This window comes from Microbacterium sp. NPDC091662, from assembly GCF_044756705.1.
In the GTDB taxonomy this organism is placed as follows: Bacteria; Actinomycetota; Actinomycetes; order Actinomycetales; family Microbacteriaceae; genus Microbacterium.
The window spans coordinates 1947495-1963107 of record NZ_JBIVTM010000001.1 but is presented as its reverse complement, the minus strand read 5'-3'; the positions used below and the strand labels follow the sequence as shown (position 1 = coordinate 1963107).

Below are 15613 nucleotides of genomic sequence, written 5' to 3'. Positions count from 1 at the left end.
GGTGAGGGAGGGTGTTCAGGTGCGTGGTGCGGTCAGGGGAGGATGAGGGAGTCGGCGCGACGGATGCCGGCACGGCTCAGGATCTGCGGCACGCAGCGTTCGACGAAGGCCTCGTAGTCGGCGGCTTCGTTGTAGAGGTGAGCCGAGAGCCGGAAGTAGCCGATGCCGCGGAAGCTCGTGAACGCCGTCTCGACCCCGACCTCGTCGAGCAGGTCCATGCGCAGGGCGTCGGCCTCTTCGCGGGTCGCGCCGAGGCCGAGCGGAAGACGCACCAGCCGCATCGACGGCACGGGTGAGGGAAGCGGGGTGAGTGGGTCATCGTCGCCGTACGGACGCAGGGCTTCGGCGATCAGTTCGGCGCCGGCATCCGCGATCTCCGGCATGGCCGTTCGGGCCGAGACCCAGCCGAACTCGCTCTCGATGAAGTCGATCGCGGTCGGGGTGGCGAGGTAGGTCGTGGCGTCGATCGTGCCCTGCGTGTCGAAGCGGGAGGGGTACGACTCCTGCGCGGCCCACGAGTCGATGAGCGGCCAGAGGTCGTCGCGGTCCGGGGCGGTCGTGACCAGCAGGGCAGAGCCGCGCGGGGCGCACGGCCACTTGTGCAGGTTGCCGAACCACCAGTCGCCACCCGCGACCGCGGCCGCGTCCGGGATGAGGCCGGGGGCGTGGGCGCCGTCGACGAGCGTGCGCACGCCGCGCTCGGCTGCCGCCTCGGCGATGCGTCGGGTGGGCAGCACGCGAGCGGTGGGGGAGGTGATCTGGTCGACCACGATCAGACGCGTGCGGGGCGTGAGCGCGTCGGCGAAGAGCTGCACGATCTCGTCGTCGGAGGAGAACAGGGGCAATGAGACGGTGCGCACCCGCGCCCCGAACCGGCGGGCGAGGCGCTCGGCTCCCATGGTGATGGCGCCGTAGCCCTGGTCGGTCACGAGGATCTCGTCGCCGGCTTCGAGCTGCAGGGCGTTGTAGACGACGGTCGCGGCGGCCGAGGCGTTGGGCACGAAGGCACTGTCCTCGGCGCGGGCACCCACGAACGGCGCGGTGCGCTCGCGGGCGTCCTGCACGCGCTCGGCGATACGCGGGAACCACTCGACGGGGCTGAGGTCCGCGCGGCGGCGCAGAGCGTCCTGGTGCGCGACCACGACGGACGGGACCGCGCCGAAGGATCCGTGGTTGAGGTGGATCACTGCCGGGTCGAGGGGCCAGGCGTCGCGCGCTCGCATGCCGGAGTTCAGCGTGAGCGGTGCGGGGAACAGCGGTGCGGGCATCGATCCTCATCGGTGAGTGGGGCGAGTTGTTGCACAACTTTGCCACATGCCATCGAAAACTGCCATGAAATGATGAATATGAAACATAGTTGTCATACGAGTTTCCTGCGAGGGTGAGTTCCGACAGACTTCACGAGGGGTGGGGGAGTGTCAGAGAGGATGACGATGAGCGCACTCGACACGGCGTTGCACGGGCTGCGGGCGCTGATCGCCGACGGTGCGCTGCGGCCGGGCGATCGGCTGCCGAGCGAGGGCGAGCTCTGCGAACGTCTCGGCGTCTCCCGCGGGTCGTTGCGCGAAGCGATCCGGATGCTGGCCGCTCTCGGCGTGCTCGACACCCGCCACGGCTCGGGCAGCTACGTCAGCGAGCTGCGGGCGGCCGACCTGATCGGCAGCCTGTCGCTCACAGTCGGGCTGCTGCCGATGGCGGGAGTGCTCGAACTGACCGAACTCCGCCGCGTGCTCGAACCGCATGCCGCCGCGCTCGCCGCGGCCCGCATCGACGACGAGACCGTGGAGTCGCTGGACCGCGTGCTCGACGAAATCGAGGCGACGACCGACTTCGAGGTGCAGTCGCGGCTCGACCACGAGTTCCACATGGCGATCTCCGGCGTCGCGGGCAACGAAGCGCTGACCAGCCTGATCGACGTGCTGCGTTCGCGCTCGCGGGCCTATCGCATCTCCGACCCCGAAGACGCGGCCGAGCTCAAGGTGCACTCCGACGCCGGGCACCGAGCGATCCTGCGCGGCCTGGCGGCGGCGGATCCGGTCGCCGCGAGTGCCGCAGCCTCGGCCCACGTCGCGTACACGGAGTACTGGGTGCGGCGATACTCCGGTCTCGAGGACTGACGCGCGTTTCGAATCGCGCAAATGGTCGCGTTCGGCCGTCAGATGCGACCATTCACGCGATTCGAAACCCGCGGGCAGGTCAGCCGAGGGTGATGTCGACCTGAATCTCGGCGGCGATGCGTTCGAGGTCGGCGCGCAGCGCGTCGAGGTCGACAGAGGCGGGGACCTTCGCGGTGACCGACGCTTCGAACAGGCGTCCTCCGGCCATCGCGGCATCTCGAGTCTCGGTGGCGAGCTCCTCGATGCTCAGGGCGTGCGCACTCAGCACGCCGGAGACCTCGCGCACGATGCCGGGGCGGTCGTTGCCGAGAACCTGGAGCTCGAGCAGCTGATCGCTGTCGGAAGTTGCGTCCGGGGTGCCGGTGAGCACGGCGAGCGTGAGCAGTCCCTGACCCTGCAGACCTCGCAGAGCGGACGCCAGCTCGGCTTCCTTGTCATCGCCGACCGAGACCTCGATCACGCCGGCGAACGTACCGGCGAGCTCGGCCAGCGAACTGTTCTCCCAGTTGCCGCCGTGTGCGTCAACGACATCGGCGACGGCGGCCACGAGGCCAGGACGGTCTGCACCCGCGACGGTGAGGATCAGAGTAGTCATGCGGCCAGCGTAGCCCGCAGCGCTCACTCCCCCCAGACCCCGGACTCCAAGAAGCCCTCGAGGCGCGCGCGGTGCGGGGAGAGGTCCCAGCCTTGGGCGGCGACCCACTCGTCGGAGTAGTACGTGCCGGCGTAGCGGACGCCGCTGTCGCAGATCAGGGTCACGACGCTGCCGGTCTCGCCCGCAGCCCGCATCCGGGCGATGAGCTGGAATGCGCCGTAGAGGTTGGTGCCGGTCGAGCCGCCCGCCCAGTGCAGGGTGCGCTCACGCAACAGGCGGATCGCGGCGATCGAGCCGGCATCCGGCACCTGGATCATCTCGTCGATGACGGTGGGCACGAACGAGGCCTCGACACGGGGGCGGCCGATGCCCTCGATGCGGCTCGGACGTCCGGCCGGCGGATCCACGGTGCCGGCCCAGCCGTCGTAGAAGGCCGAGCCCTCGGGGTCGACGACCGCGACCTTCGTGTCGTGTCGGCGGTACTTCACATACCGGCCGAAGGTCGCGCTGGTTCCCCCGGTGCCGGCACCCGTGACGATCCAGGTGGGGATGGGATGCCGTTCCTGGGCGAGCTGGCTGAACACGCTCTCGGCGATGTTGTTGTTGCCGCGCCAGTCGGTCGCGCGCTCGGCGAACGTGAACTGGTCGAGGTAGTGGCCGGTACAGTCCGACGCGAGGCGCTGCGCCTCGGGCGACATGTCCTCGGCGCGGTCGACGAAGTGGCAGGTGCCGCCGTAGAACTCGATGAGGTCGATCTTCTCCTGCACGGTCGAACGGGGCACCACCGTGATGAACGGCAGCCCGAGCATGCGGGCGAAGTACGCCTCGGACACGGCGGTCGATCCGCTCGACGATTCGACGAGCGTGGTGTCTTCGCGGATGCGGCCGTTGACCAGACCGTAGAGGATCAGCGAGCGCGCGAGGCGGTGCTTGAGGGAGCCCGTCGGGTGCACGGACTCGTCCTTGAGATACAGGTCGATGCCCCACTCGGGCGGCAGCGGGAAGAGGTGCAGGTGCGTGTCGGCGCTGCGGTTGGCATCGGCTTCCAGCAGGGCGATCGCGGTGCTGGTCCAGTCGCTCATGACCTCGACACTACCGGGCGGTCAGTCGAACGACGGGGCGTCTCAGCCGACCGTCCCGGCGGGGGAGGCCCCGCCGTCGCCGTCGACGTGCAGGAGCGATGCCTGCGACTGCTCCTGCTGCAACTGGAATTCGAAACGCGAACGGTCGCCACGGTGATACGCGATGAAGTACTCGATGGGCGTGCCGTCGGTGCTGCGGCTGATGCTGCGCAGACGCAGCAGCGCCGACCCGGCGCTCACGCCCAGGTGCTGCGCCTGCTCGTGCGTGGCCACGGTCGCCTCCGCCGAGCGCACACCGTGCGTCGCGACGATGTCGTTGTCGGCGAGCAGTCGGTAGAGCGAGCCCTCGGTGAGGTCGGCGCCGAGTGTCACCGAGCCGACGGCCTCCGGCATCCAGGTGGTCGACAGCGACCACGGTTCGCCGTCGACATGGCGCAGACGCTCGAGCACGACGACGGGGGAGTCGACCGGCACCTCCAGCGCGAGTGCGACCTCGTCGTCAGCCGTCGTCTGCTCGTGCCGCAGCACGTCGCTGTGCACGTGTCCGCCACGACGCTCGACGTCGTCGTACAGGCCGACCAGCGTGTGCACCAGGCTCTCGCTCGTGCGGGGGCGCGAGACGAACGTGCCCTTGCCCTTGACCCGTTCGACGAGCCCCTCGTGCTCCAGTTGGGCGAGTGCCTGGCGCACGACGGTGCGGGAGATGCCGTAGCGCTCGCACAGGCGGTGCTCGCCGGGCAGCGGGTCGCCCGGCTGCAGGCCGTCGCGGGCGATGCCATCGATGATCAGCTGGCGCAGCTGGTCGTACATGGGTGCGGCGGAGTGACGGTCGATCGCGTCGTCGACGATGGCCATCAGTACGCCACCCCCGCGTGCAGGATCACGTTCGCGTAGGGGGTGAACTCGCCGGACCGCACGAACGCGCGGGCGCCCTGGCTGACCTTTTTGAACTCCACATGCGGGATGAGCTCGACCTCGAACCCCATGCCGGCGAACCGCTCCCGCAGCGCGGCCAGCACCTCCGGGCTCTTCTCGGCGACCTCGGCCGAGACGGTCGCCCCCTCGACCACCAGCTCGGCGAGCACGGTATCGAGCACATCGAGGAAGGCCGGAGCCCCCGGGCGATAAGCCAGATCGATGCGCTCGGAGCCCGGGGGGATGGGCAGGCCCGCATCGGTGACGACGAGCAGATCGGTGTGTCCGGTCTCGCTGATCACGCGGGAGAGCGCGGGATTGATCGTGGTGGCCGTCTTGCGCATGTGTGTCCTCGGTTTCTCCGCAGTGTCAGCTCGCGACGGGTGCGGGCGTGGGTGCAGCTGCGCGTTCCGCCAGGAACGCGTCGACATCGGCGCGGTGGGGGAGGCTCGGTGATGCCCCCTGCTTCGTGACGGTCAGAGCCCCGGCCGCGGTGGCCAGGCGCACCGCATCCGCGAGGGTGCTGCCGTTCGCGAGCGCCGCGCCGAGATACCCGGCATACGCGTCACCCGCCGCGGTCGTGTCGACCGCCTCCACCGGGAACGGCGGGATCACGGCTGCGCTCTCGGCCGTCACGACGCACGAGCCCTGGCCGGCGAGGGTGATGACGGCGGCGCCGACCCCCTGGGCGAGGAACCAGCGTCCGGCGCGCTCGGCGGATTCGGCATCGGTCACCTCGATGCCGCTGATCAGCGTCGCCTCGGTCTCGTTGGGGGTGACGATGTCGATGCTCCGCCAGATCTCGGCGTCGAGCTCGGCGGCCGGGGCAGGATCGAGGATGACGGTCATGCCGTGCTCGCGTCCGCGCGCGGTGATGTGGGCGGTGAGTGCGGAGGGCGTCTCGAGTTGCGTGAGCAGCACAGAGGTCGTGGGGGCGAGGGCTGCGAGCGCCTCGTCGATCTGTGCGGCGCTGAGGGCCGCGTTGGCGAGCGGAACCATCACGATGTCGTTCTGCGCAGACGAGTCGACGCGGATGTGCGCGACGCCGGTCGGCCCGGGAACCGTGCGCAGGTGCGTGAGGTCGACGCCGGCCTCGGTCAGCCCGTCGACGACCAGGTCGTGGAACAGGTCGTCTCCGACGCAGCCGACGAAGCTCGTGCGCGCACCGGAGCGCCCGGCCGCGACAGCCTGGTTCGCGCCCTTGCCGCCCAGCATGAGCGTGAACTCGTCCCCGAGAATCGTCTCGCCTCTGGCGGGCAGACGCCCGGAGAAGGTGGTCACATCGGCCGTGACGCTGCCGACGATGACGACGCCGGTACGGTCCTCGGGGTGTGCGGGGGTCATCTCGCTCCTGATCTTCCTCGACGGCAGGCGTAGCCGACGCTTTGACAGACCGCGGTGGCTGTCATTACATTAGCCGAATCCGCACCTGTAACGACAGGTTGTCCGCGAGGAGACCCCGATGAACCCGATCGCGCCACGCCTGTACGTCGACAGTGCCGATGTCGACCGCGTCTCCCGGCTGCTCGCCGCGGGTGTGGTGCACGGCGTCACCACGAACCCGACCATCCTCGAACGGGGAGGCCGCACCGCCGCCGAGATCCCCGAGCTCTACGCCCGGTGGGAGTCGGAGGGCGCGCGCGAGATCTTCTTCCAGACCTGGGGCGGTGACACCGCATCCTTCCTCCGCAACGCCGAGGGCATCCGCGCGCTGGGCGACCGCGTGGCCGTGAAGGTCCCGGCCACGGCCGCGGGCTTCGCCGCCGCATCCGCTCTCGTGCGCGATGGCGCAACCGTGCTCGTCACCGCGGTGTACTCGGTCTCGCAGGCACTCGCGTGCGCCTCGATCGGCGCGCAGTACATCGCACCGTACCTCGGACGGATGCGCGATGCGGGTCTCGACGGCGACGCGATGATCTCCCGCATGCAGGAGGTGTGCGCGGGGAGCGACTCGAACGTGCTCGCCGCGTCGCTGCGTTCGCCGGACGACATCACGGGCCTGCGGCTGGCAGGAGTCCCCTACTTCACCGCCGCGCCTGACGTGCTCGACCGGGTGCTCTTCCACGAGGTGAGCGACAGCTCGGCCGCCGAGTTCGACGCCGCGATGGTGCGCCTGGGCGCGTGAGCGCGTTCTGCTGAATCTCCGGCAGGCGCCTTCAGCTCGCCGCGGCCTGGCGCAGCCAGCGCTCCACGCCCGCGATGTGCGCGGTGGCGAGCGAGGTCGCGAGGGCGGAGTCGTGCTGGGCGATCGCATCCGCGATGGCACGGTGCTCCGACAGGGTGCGCTCGACCGCGCCGCCCTCGGTGAGACCGCGCCACACGCGAGCGCGCACGGTCTGACTGCTCAGGTGCTCGATCAGGCTCGCGAGATACGCGTTGCCGGACATCGCGACGATCTCGCGGTGGAAGCGGATGTCGTGGTCGACCAGCGACTCGATGGTCACCGCCGCGTCGACCGAATCGACCTCGTCCTGCAGCTCGGCGATCTGCTCCTCCGTGCCGAGGGTGGCCGCCAGCCCTGTCGCCTGCGACTCCAGCATGCGGCGCACCGCGAAGATCTCGAGCATCGAGTCGTCGTCGTGCATGTCGACGACGAACGCGATCGCCTCCAGCAGCAGATGCGGTTCGAGGCTCGTCACGTAGGTGCCGTCGCCGCGTCGCACGTCGAGGACCCGGATGACCTCCAGCGCCTTGACCGCCTCGCGCATCGAGCTGCGGGAGAGGCCGAGCCGCTCTGACAGCTCTTTCTCGGGGGGAAGCCGATCGCCGGGGGCGAGCTCGCCCGCCACGATCATCGCCTTGATCTTCTCGATCGCCTCGTCGGTGACTGCCATGGCGTCATCCTAGCGATTGATCGGATGTCTCCGGCAGGATGGATCCATGCGCGTTCTCGATTCACACCTGCACCTCTGGGACCCGGAGGCGCTGACCTACACCTGGCTCGAGGGGCCGCTGGCGTACCGGTTCGCCGACCGGGAGCTGGGGCTCGCCCGCCTGTCCGCCGCGCACCCGGAGAAGTCGGTGTTCGTGCAGGCGGAGACCATCGAAGACGACTTCCTCGACGAGGTGCAGTGGGTCGCGGGGCAGGCGCCTGCGCTCGGCATCGTCGGGATCGTCGCCGGCATCCGTCTCGACCGGGGAACCGACACGGTCGCGCACCTGGAGGGGGTCATGGCCGAGCCCCTCGTCGTCGGAGTGCGGCACAACCTGCAGGGCGAGCCGGACGGACTGGCAGTCTCGGCCGCGTTCGTGACCGGCGCGCGCGAGGTCGCCGCGCGCGATCTGACCTTCGACGCGTGCGTGCGCGCCGATCAGCTCCCGGAGATCGCCCGTTTCGCGGGAGCGATCCCGGAGCTGCGGATCGTGCTCGACCATCTCGGCAAGCCCGCCGTCGGCACGGCGGCGTCGCCGCTCGCGCCGTCGGCGGAATGGGCGCGCGATCTCGCGGAACTGGCCCGGCATCCGCATACCTTCTGCAAGCTCTCCGGTCTGCCGGGGGAGGCCGGCGGGGACTGGAGCGCCGCGCAGCTGGAGCCGTTCCTCGACGTGGCCGCGGATGCCTTCGGGGTCGAACGCCTGATGTGGGGAAGTGACTGGCCGGTCTCGGCCATCGGCCCCGCCGAGCCCCGCGACCCGCACGCGCCGGAGGACGGCGACCCGCACGCGCCGGAGGGCGGCTCCGCGACGTACCAGCCCACCGCGCGGTCGCGCTGGGCCGACACCGTCCTGGCGTGGGCGGATGCACGGGGCCACGACCTCGACGCGATCCTCTGGGGCAACGCCGAGCAGTTCTATCGCACCGCTGAGCCGCGGCAGGTCGCGTCTGACGAGGCTCCGCGCTCCGGCCTCCGCGGCTGGCTCCGCGGTCACCGCGGCTAGCCCGGATTTCCTGCGGCTCCGGTCGCGGTTGCTGCCGTGGGGTCGGTCTCGGTGGTTCCGGTCGCGGTTGCTGCCGTCCGGCGTCGGTCTCTGCTGGTTCCGGTCGCGATTGCTGCCGTGGGGTCGGCTCCGAGACGGCGTCAACTGCGACCGGAACTGATGCCGGGCGACCTGCCGAGAGCACGTCGGATTCGCAGGATCAAGTCCTCCGGGTGCGCAAAGAGCACGCTGGTGACCTCGATCACTGTCCAGCCTGCGACCCGAAGCGCCTCGATCCGCTCGACGTCCGCGGTGTAGCGCTGGGCGTGCCGGATCCCCTGATATTCGATCGCGACCTTCCGGGCCGGATACGCGAGGTCTACGCAGGCGAGGAACTGGCCGTCGTCACCATAGACATCGACATTGAGCTCCGGTTCAGGCAGACCTGCCCACACGATGCGACACCGGAGCGCGGACTCGCGGGCAGACCAGGAGTCCTCGCGGATGAGTTCGATCGCCTGTCGAAGACGGGTCGCGCCGACGCGGCGTCCGAGTTCGACCGCGCTGCGTAGACGTTCCACCGTCGAGTAGGAGGTCTTGCCGGGATCCGGTCGGCCGTATCCGACCCGCCAGACGCGACAGAAGTAGTCGCCGAGGGCGACGAGGTCGAGCAGATCCCACGTTCCGAGACCGGCGAACGTCAGCTCCGGGCTGGCGACCGTCAGCCCGGATGGGTGGAGAAGGCGGGCAGCGGGCGCGCGAAGTCGATGGGCTCGTACTCCAGCCGCGCGGACAAGGGCTCCAGAACCGAGGGTGGTGACGTGTACCGGGAGTGTGCGCCCGTCGGCGGGCCGTCTGTCAGCGAGCACCAGAGGCATGGGACCACCCCAGATCGCGACGGCGCTCTCGTGGCTGAGGAACTGACCCGAGCGCAGCCGAGGACCGTACTCATACGCGCGGATGCGTCTCTCGACCTGTTGCCGCTCGAAGGAGTCGAGATCGTCGCGAACTGTAGAGGTTCGCACCTGCCGCCGAACGCCACGGAACGGAGTTTCGAGATCGCCCCTCCGCAGGCGGCCAGCATTGATTCCAGCATCCAGTGCCTGTTGCACTGAGAACGATGCACCGAGATGCGCTGGAAGTGGGCGAGACGGAGTCATCGCGCCACGATCGCAGGGTTGCGCGGTCGCTGCTGCGGCTTTCCACAGGTGGCTCGTGTCACGCGCTCCGGTCGCAGTTGCCGTCGTCCGGCGTCGGTCTCTGCGCTTCCGGTCGCAATTGTTGCCGCCCTCGCGCGATGGAGGCGGCGTCAACTGCGACCGGAACGTGCGTGAGTTCGCCCGACCGGCGTCAACTGCGACCGGAAGGAGGCAGGCGACAGGAGGCAGGAGGTGCGAGGAAGGGGCAGGAGGAAGGGGGGGCTACTCCGCGCGCAGGCGCAGTTGGGCCATGCCGCCGTCGACCTCGATGAAGGTCCCGGTGGTCGACCCGGCCGCGGGGCTCACGAGATACGCGACCGCGGCGGCGACCTCGTCGGGGCTGACCAGACGTCCGTGCGGCTGACGTGCTTCGAGGGCCGCACGCTCGGCGGCGGGATCGGCCGCCGAGTCGAGCAGCCGGCCCACCCACGGGGTGTCTGCCGTGCCGGGGTTGACGGCGTTCACGCGGATGCCCTCGCGCAGGTGGTCGGCCGCCATCGCGCGGGTGAGCGCCGCGACGGCGCCCTTCGACGCGCTGTAGAGCGCCCGTTGCGGCAACCCTGTCGTCGAGGCGATGGATGCCGTGTTGCACACCGCGGCCGACGGAGACTTCCGCAGCCACGGCAGCGCCGCCGAGGTGACCCGGGCGATACCGGTGACGTTGACGGAGAGCACACGCGCCCACTCGTCGTCGTCGTTCGCGGTGATGTCGCCCTGCGCGCCGATGCCGGCGTTGTTGACGACGATGTCGATGCGACCGAACCGCTCGGCCACGGCGGCCACGGCTGCGTCGACGCTCGCTCGGTCGGAGACGTCGGCGGTGAACGCGGCGAAAGCGGGGTCGGCTGCGGGGGTGTCACGGTCGAGGACCGCGATGCTCGCTCCGTCGGCGTGCAGACGCTGCGCGATCGCAGCGCCGATTCCGGAAGCTCCGCCGGTGACGATCGCCACCAGTCCGTTCAGGCTCTGCTGTCCGGTCGGTGCACTCACTTCTGGGCCTCCCATGCCACGAACTCCTGTCGTTGACGGCCGAGGCCGTCGATCTCGATCTCGACCACGTCGCCGGCGGCGAGGTACGGGTACTTGCCCGACAGGGCGACGCCCTGCGGTGTGCCGGTGAGGATGAGGTCACCGGGCTCCAGCGTCACGTACTGCGACAGGTGGTGCACGATGTGCTCGACCGTGAAGATCATGTCGCTCGTGTTCGAGTCCTGCCGCGGCTCGCCGTTCACGAAGCTGCGAAGGCCGAGCGCCTGGTGGTCGACCTCATCGGGGGTGACGAGCCACGGACCGGTCGGATTGAAGCCGGCGGCGATCTTGCCCTTGGACCACTGCCCGCCCGAGACGGCCATCTGGAAGTCGCGCTCGGAGACGTCGTTCGCGGCGACGAAGCCGGCGACGTGCGCGAGTGATTCCTCGGGGCTGTCGAGGTAGGCGGTGCGGGTGCCGATCACGATGCCGAGCTCGACCTCCCAGTCGGTCTTCTCGCTGCCGCGGGGGATCGTGACGGCGTCGTTCGGGCCGACGACCGTGTTCGGCGTCTTCAGGAAGAGGATCGGGATGGTGGGCGGCTCCGAACCTGACTCGGCGGCGTGGGCCGCGTAGTTCATGCCGATGCAGATCACGGCGCTCGGGCGGGCGATCGGGGCGCCGATGCGCAGCGATGCGGCATCCGCGAGTTCGGGGAGCTCTCCGGCATCGCGGGCGGCAGCGACCCGGGAGACGAAATCACCCTCGAGGAAATCGCCGTTCACATCGGATGTTACGGAGCGGAGGTCGAGGTATCGGTCGCCTTCCACGAGGACGGGGATCTCATTCCCGGGGGTGCCGAGCCGCGCGAACTTCATGTTTCTCCTGATCGGTCGGGAGGCCGCGATGAGGCGGCCGGTCTCGTTGACAGTATAGACATCCGATGTTTACACTCCAAGAGATCCGCGCGGAAGAAATCAGCCGCGCATCGAGAGGAATCCCGTGAGCCGTATCGTCGCCCTCGACACCACCGACATCCGCTTCCCCACTTCCCTGAGCCTGGACGGGTCGGATGCGATGAACCCCGATCCTGACTACTCAGCCGCGTACGTGATCGTGCGCACCGACGCCGACGACGACATCGAGGGCCACGCGTTCGTCTTCACGATCGGCCGCGGCAATGACGTGCAGGTCGCGGCCATCGACGCGCTGGCAGGCCACCTGGTCGGTCGCGAGATCGAACCCCTGCTCGACGACATGGGCGGCACGTTCCGCGACATCATCGGCGACTCGCAGCTGCGCTGGCTCGGGCCGGAGAAGGGCGTCATGCACATGGCCATCGGTGCGGTCATCAACGCGCTGTGGGACATCAAGGCCAAACGCGCCGGCCTTCCGCTCTGGCAGCTGCTCGCCCGCATGACACCGGAGGAGCTCGTCGACCTCGTCGACTTCCGCTACCTCACCAACGCGCTCACCCGCGACGACGCCCTCGAGATCCTGCGCGCCGCCGAGCCCGGTCGAGCCGAGCGGGAACAGCAGCTGCTCGTCACCGGATACCCCGGCTACACCACGAGCCCCGGATGGCTCGGCTACTCCGACGAGAAGCTCGAGCGCCTCGCCCGCGAAGCGATGGCCGACGGCTTCACCCAGATCAAGCTCAAGGTCGGCGCCGACCTCGAAGACGACATCCGCCGCTTCCGCAAGGCACGCGAGGTGTGCGGACCCGACTTCCCGATCGCGATCGACGCGAACCAGCGCTGGGAGGTGTCGGAGGCTATCGAATGGGTCAACGCGCTCGCCGAGTTCCACCCCGCCTGGATCGAGGAGCCCACCAGCCCCGACGACGTGCTCGGTCATGCCGAGATCGCCCGCGGCGTCGCACCGATCCGCGTCGCCACCGGCGAGCACGCGCAGAACCGCGTCATCTTCAAGCAGCTGCTGCAGGCCGAGGCGATCTCCGTCATGCAGATCGACGCCGTGCGCGTGGCCGGTGTGAACGAGAACATCGCCAACCTCCTGCTCGCCGCGAAGTTCGGCGTGCCGGTCTGCCCGCACGCCGGCGGTGTCGGCCTGTGCGAGGCTGTGCAGCACCTGTCCATGTTCGACTTCGTCGCCGTCACCGGCACGCGCGAGGGCCGCATGATCGAATTCGTCGACCACCTGCATGAGCACTTCGTCGTGCCCACCGACATCCAGGGCGGCTCCTATATGGCGCCGACCGCGCCCGGCAGCGGCATGGAGATGAAGGCCGACAGCATCGCGACCTACACGTGGAAGGGTGCACATGTCGGTGCCTGACCGCGGGGAGGTGTCCGACCGCGCTGGAGTGCCCGACCGGCTGAAGGTTCCGACGCTCGGCTACGGCGCCGCGAACGTGGGCAACCTGTTCCGGCCGCTGACCGATGACGAGGCCTGGGCCGTGCTGGATGCCGCGTGGGAGAGCGGCATCCGCTTCTACGACACGGCGCCGCATTACGGGCTCGGACTCTCCGAGCGCAGACTCGGGGCCTTCCTGCAGACCAAGCCGCGTGACGAGTACGTGCTCTCGACCAAAGCCGGGCGCCTGCTGCGGGCGAACCCCGACCACGCCGGCGGCCTCGACACCGCGAACGACTTCCACGTTCCCGATGACCTGCAGCGCGTGTGGGACTTCTCGGCGGAGGGCATTCGCGCCAGCGTCGAGGAATCCCGCGAGCGCCTCGGCATCGAGCGCATCGATCTGCTCTACCTGCATGACCCCGAGCGGCACGACCTCGACCTCGCGCTCGACGAGGCTCTGCCTGCGATGGAGGGGTTGCGCGCCGACGGCGAGGTGACCGCCATCGGCATCGGCTCGATGGTGTCGGATGCGCTCGCGGCGGCCGTGCGCTCGGCTGACCTCGACCTCGTTATGGTGGCCGGTCGCTACACGCTGCTCGAACAGCCGGCTGCGGTCGACGTGCTGCCCGCATGCCGGGAGACCGAGACCGGGATCGTGGCGGCCTCCGTCTTCAACTCGGGTCTGCTCGCGTCGAGCGAGCCGCGTCGCGACGGGCGCTACGAGTACGGGCAGCTGCCGGACGAGCTGTGGGACCGGCTCGTGCGCATCGCCGCCGTGTGCGCCGACCACGGCGTGCCGCTGCCCGCCGCGGCGATCCAGTTCCCGCTGCAGTCCGACGTCGTGCGATCGGTCGTGGTGGGTGGCAGCCGCCCGGCGCAGCTGCGGCAGAATGCGGAGTACGCCGCGATCGAGATCCCGACGGCCCTGTGGGAGAACCTGGCGGCGGAAGGGCTCATCCCCGCCTGATCGACCCGTCGCGGGATCACCCGTCGCCGGATCACCCATCGCCTCACCGAGAGGAGCACTCGTGCTCGAAGGAATCCATCCCCTGCTCACCGGAGAGCTGCTGCTGCACCTCGATCGCATGGGGCACTCCGATGCCGTGGTCGTCGCCGACGCGCATTTCCCGGCGTGGGGTCTGGGTGCACGGGTGATCGACCTGCCCGGCACGACGACGCCCGAGGTCGTGGCGGCCATCCGCACGGTGCTCCCTCTGGATGATGCGCCCGGTCTCGACCTGATGGCTTCAGCCGACGGTGAGGTGCTCGACGTGCAGCACGAGCTCATGGCCGCAGCGGGCACGGCCGTGGACACGACGGCCTTCGTCGAGCGGTTCGCCTACTACGAGGTCGCGAAGGACGCATACCTGGTGGTGCGCACGGGCGAGACCCGCAAGTACGGCAACGCGCTGCTGCGCAAGGGTGTGGTCGGCCACCCCTCGGCCTGACGCCGTACACAACCCAGGAACGGCGTCGGTGGAGGCAGCCGGATCACGCCGGGAGCTGCGAAGACCACCTCAGCGCCCGACGGTTGATTCCCGCACGACGAGCTCGGCCGGGAACGGCGTCGTCGCTGGTGGGGGAGCCGAGGGATCGGCGAGCTGCTGCAGGAGGGCGGTCCCGGCGGCGCGCCCGATCTCGTAACCGGGCTGCCGCACGCTCGTGAGCGGCACGACGCCTTGGTGCGCCTGGGCGACGTCGTCGAAGCCCACGAGCGCGATCTCCTCGGGCACGCGGATGCCGTGGCGCAGCAGTTGTGTGAGCACACCGAGCGCGACCAGGTCGTTCGCGGCGAAGACGGCGTCTGGGCGCTCGGCTGCGGGCATGGCGATGATCCGTTCGCCGGCCTGCAGGCCGTCTTCGGTCGCCAGGTGCGGCACCTCGACCGTCGACACCGTGGCGTCGGTGCCGGCCACCGCCTCGCGGAGGCCGGCCAGGCGGTCGTTCGACTGACTCACGGCCGGATTGCCGAGGAACAGGATGCGTCGACGGCCGAGCTCGACGAGGTGCGCGCCCGCGAGCAGCCCGCCGGCACGGTCGTCGAACAGCACAGACGCGACCTTCGACGAGTCGGGGATCGGCCCCACCACGACCGAGCGGATGCCGCGGTCGGCGAGCTCTTCCAGGCGCGGCACCACGTCGCCGAGCGGGTAGATGACGATGCCCTGCACCCGGTGCGCCTCGAACATGTCGAGGTTGCGCCGCTCCTGCGCGTCGTCGCGGTTGCTGTTGCTGAAGAACAGCGACCAGCCGCCCTCTCGCGCCACGTCTTCGACCCCGCGCGAGAGGTCGTGGAAGTAGGGCAGCCAGGCGTCGAGCAGGATGAGCGCGAGAGCCTTGCTCGAACCTGCACGCAGCTGCCGGGCGGATTCGTTCGGCACGAAGCCGAGCTGCTCGATCGCCGCCCGCACCCGCTCCCGGCTCGCGGCCCCGAGCACGTGCGGGTGATTGAGGTAGTTCGAGACGGTGGACGAGGAGACTCCGGCGAGGGCGGCGACGTCCTTGACGCTCGCGGGCATGGGTCTCCTTCGTCGGGCCGCGTCGATCGGGGTTCCTGAC

General features: G+C 69.8%; 17 protein-coding genes. 6 read left to right on the top strand and 11 right to left on the bottom strand.

The window, feature by feature from the left end; translation table 11 throughout:
* Window positions 1-32: 32 nt before the first annotated feature.
* Window positions 33-1268, bottom strand: coding sequence for an aminotransferase class V-fold PLP-dependent enzyme (locus ACIQLD_RS09610; protein ID WP_402607757.1), 1236 nt, complete (start codon window positions 1266-1268; stop codon window positions 33-35).
* Window positions 1269-1433: 165 nt separating this feature from the next.
* On the opposite strand from ACIQLD_RS09610, the gene ACIQLD_RS09605 reads away from it, so the two are divergent.
* A complete protein-coding gene (locus ACIQLD_RS09605; RefSeq protein WP_402607755.1) occupies window positions 1434-2117 on the top strand; it encodes a FadR/GntR family transcriptional regulator in 684 nt (227 codons plus the stop codon).
* A gap of 79 nt (window positions 2118-2196) precedes the next feature.
* Here ACIQLD_RS09605 and ACIQLD_RS09600 read toward each other — a convergent pair whose 3' ends face one another.
* Genes ACIQLD_RS09600 through ACIQLD_RS09580 form a run of 5 tightly spaced genes read right to left on the bottom strand, consistent with a single transcriptional unit; the run spans window position 2197 to window position 6053 of the window.
* Window positions 2197-2712, bottom strand: coding sequence for a glycine cleavage system protein R (locus tag ACIQLD_RS09600; protein WP_402607753.1), 516 nt, complete (start codon window positions 2710-2712; stop codon window positions 2197-2199).
* A gap of 23 nt (window positions 2713-2735) precedes the next feature.
* Window positions 2736-3794: a PLP-dependent cysteine synthase family protein gene (locus ACIQLD_RS09595; RefSeq protein WP_402607751.1), complete on the bottom strand. Its 1059-nt coding sequence runs from the start codon at window positions 3792-3794 to the stop codon at window positions 2736-2738.
* Window positions 3795-3836: 42 nt separating this feature from the next.
* Window positions 3837-4649: a GntR family transcriptional regulator gene (locus ACIQLD_RS09590; RefSeq protein WP_402607749.1), complete on the bottom strand. Its 813-nt coding sequence runs from the start codon at window positions 4647-4649 to the stop codon at window positions 3837-3839.
* Window positions 4649-5053, bottom strand: coding sequence for a D-ribose pyranase (rbsD, locus tag ACIQLD_RS09585; protein WP_402607747.1), 405 nt, complete (start codon window positions 5051-5053; stop codon window positions 4649-4651). Before rbsD ends, ACIQLD_RS09590 begins: the two co-directional genes overlap by 1 nt.
* 25 nt (window positions 5054-5078) lie before the next feature.
* A complete protein-coding gene (locus ACIQLD_RS09580) occupies window positions 5079-6053 on the bottom strand; it encodes a ribokinase (RefSeq protein ID WP_402607745.1) in 975 nt (324 codons plus the stop codon).
* A gap of 118 nt (window positions 6054-6171) precedes the next feature.
* Between ACIQLD_RS09580 and ACIQLD_RS09575 the strand changes: the two genes are divergently transcribed.
* Window positions 6172-6834, top strand: a complete 663-nt coding sequence (locus ACIQLD_RS09575; protein WP_402607743.1) for a transaldolase family protein — start codon at window positions 6172-6174, stop codon at window positions 6832-6834.
* A 31-nt stretch (window positions 6835-6865) separates the two neighbouring features.
* Here the strand turns inward: ACIQLD_RS09575 and ACIQLD_RS09570 are convergent, their stop codons facing one another.
* Window positions 6866-7543, bottom strand: a complete 678-nt coding sequence (locus ACIQLD_RS09570; RefSeq protein ID WP_021198316.1) for a FadR/GntR family transcriptional regulator — start codon at window positions 7541-7543, stop codon at window positions 6866-6868.
* A 46-nt stretch (window positions 7544-7589) separates the two neighbouring features.
* Between ACIQLD_RS09570 and ACIQLD_RS09565 the strand changes: the two genes are divergently transcribed.
* Entirely contained in the window at window positions 7590-8588 is a 999-nt protein-coding gene (locus tag ACIQLD_RS09565) for an amidohydrolase family protein (protein ID WP_402607741.1), read from the top strand.
* A 140-nt stretch (window positions 8589-8728) separates the two neighbouring features.
* Here the strand turns inward: ACIQLD_RS09565 and ACIQLD_RS09560 are convergent, their stop codons facing one another.
* From ACIQLD_RS09560 to ACIQLD_RS09550, 3 genes are all read right to left on the bottom strand, one after another.
* Window positions 8729-9592 (bottom strand): hypothetical protein, encoded by an 864-nt coding sequence (locus ACIQLD_RS09560; RefSeq protein WP_402607739.1) that lies wholly within the window; start codon window positions 9590-9592, stop codon window positions 8729-8731.
* A 396-nt stretch (window positions 9593-9988) separates the two neighbouring features.
* On the bottom strand, window positions 9989-10771 hold the full coding sequence (locus ACIQLD_RS09555; protein ID WP_402607737.1) for an SDR family NAD(P)-dependent oxidoreductase: 783 nt from the start codon (window positions 10769-10771) through the stop codon (window positions 9989-9991).
* A complete protein-coding gene (locus tag ACIQLD_RS09550; protein ID WP_402607735.1) occupies window positions 10753-11613 on the bottom strand; it encodes a fumarylacetoacetate hydrolase family protein in 861 nt (286 codons plus the stop codon). Before ACIQLD_RS09550 ends, ACIQLD_RS09555 begins: the two co-directional genes overlap by 19 nt.
* Before the next feature lie 124 nt (window positions 11614-11737).
* Here ACIQLD_RS09550 and ACIQLD_RS09545 point away from each other — a divergent pair, with 124 nt between their 5' ends.
* From ACIQLD_RS09545 to ACIQLD_RS09535, 3 genes are all read left to right on the top strand, one after another.
* Window positions 11738-13033 (top strand): L-fuconate dehydratase, encoded by a 1296-nt coding sequence (locus tag ACIQLD_RS09545; RefSeq protein ID WP_402607733.1) that lies wholly within the window; start codon window positions 11738-11740, stop codon window positions 13031-13033.
* Window positions 13020-14021, top strand: coding sequence for an aldo/keto reductase (locus ACIQLD_RS09540; RefSeq protein WP_402607731.1), 1002 nt, complete (start codon window positions 13020-13022; stop codon window positions 14019-14021). Before ACIQLD_RS09545 ends, ACIQLD_RS09540 begins: the two co-directional genes overlap by 14 nt.
* Window positions 14022-14082: 61 nt before the next feature.
* Entirely contained in the window at window positions 14083-14502 is a 420-nt protein-coding gene (locus tag ACIQLD_RS09535) for an RbsD/FucU family protein (RefSeq protein WP_402607729.1), read from the top strand.
* 69 nt (window positions 14503-14571) lie between these two features.
* On the opposite strand, the gene ACIQLD_RS09530 is transcribed toward ACIQLD_RS09535, so the two are convergent.
* On the bottom strand, window positions 14572-15573 hold the full coding sequence (locus ACIQLD_RS09530) for a LacI family DNA-binding transcriptional regulator (RefSeq protein WP_402607727.1): 1002 nt from the start codon (window positions 15571-15573) through the stop codon (window positions 14572-14574).
* Between the last annotated feature and the right edge of the window lie 40 nt (window positions 15574-15613).

Coding starts and splice junctions, on each gene's coding strand:
- ACIQLD_RS09600 (WP_402607753.1), bottom strand. CDS start 2,712: ATGACTACTCTGATCCTCACCGTCGCGGGTGCAGACCGTCCTGGCCTC.
- ACIQLD_RS09605 (WP_402607755.1), top strand. CDS start 1,434: ATGAGCGCACTCGACACGGCGTTGCACGGGCTGCGGGCGCTGATCGCC.
- ACIQLD_RS09610 (WP_402607757.1), bottom strand. CDS start 1,268: ATGCCCGCACCGCTGTTCCCCGCACCGCTCACGCTGAACTCCGGCATG.
- ACIQLD_RS09550 (WP_402607735.1), bottom strand. CDS start 11,613: ATGAAGTTCGCGCGGCTCGGCACCCCCGGGAATGAGATCCCCGTCCTC.
- ACIQLD_RS09565 (WP_402607741.1), top strand. CDS start 7,590: ATGCGCGTTCTCGATTCACACCTGCACCTCTGGGACCCGGAGGCGCTG.
- ACIQLD_RS09575 (WP_402607743.1), top strand. CDS start 6,172: ATGAACCCGATCGCGCCACGCCTGTACGTCGACAGTGCCGATGTCGAC.
- ACIQLD_RS09530 (WP_402607727.1), bottom strand. CDS start 15,573: ATGCCCGCGAGCGTCAAGGACGTCGCCGCCCTCGCCGGAGTCTCCTCG.
- rbsD (WP_402607747.1), bottom strand. CDS start 5,053: ATGCGCAAGACGGCCACCACGATCAATCCCGCGCTCTCCCGCGTGATC.
- ACIQLD_RS09540 (WP_402607731.1), top strand. CDS start 13,020: ATGTCGGTGCCTGACCGCGGGGAGGTGTCCGACCGCGCTGGAGTGCCC.
- ACIQLD_RS09590 (WP_402607749.1), bottom strand. CDS start 4,649: ATGGCCATCGTCGACGACGCGATCGACCGTCACTCCGCCGCACCCATG.
- ACIQLD_RS09555 (WP_402607737.1), bottom strand. CDS start 10,771: ATGGGAGGCCCAGAAGTGAGTGCACCGACCGGACAGCAGAGCCTGAAC.
- ACIQLD_RS09570 (WP_021198316.1), bottom strand. CDS start 7,543: ATGGCAGTCACCGACGAGGCGATCGAGAAGATCAAGGCGATGATCGTG.
- ACIQLD_RS09595 (WP_402607751.1), bottom strand. CDS start 3,794: ATGAGCGACTGGACCAGCACCGCGATCGCCCTGCTGGAAGCCGATGCC.
- ACIQLD_RS09580 (WP_402607745.1), bottom strand. CDS start 6,053: ATGACCCCCGCACACCCCGAGGACCGTACCGGCGTCGTCATCGTCGGC.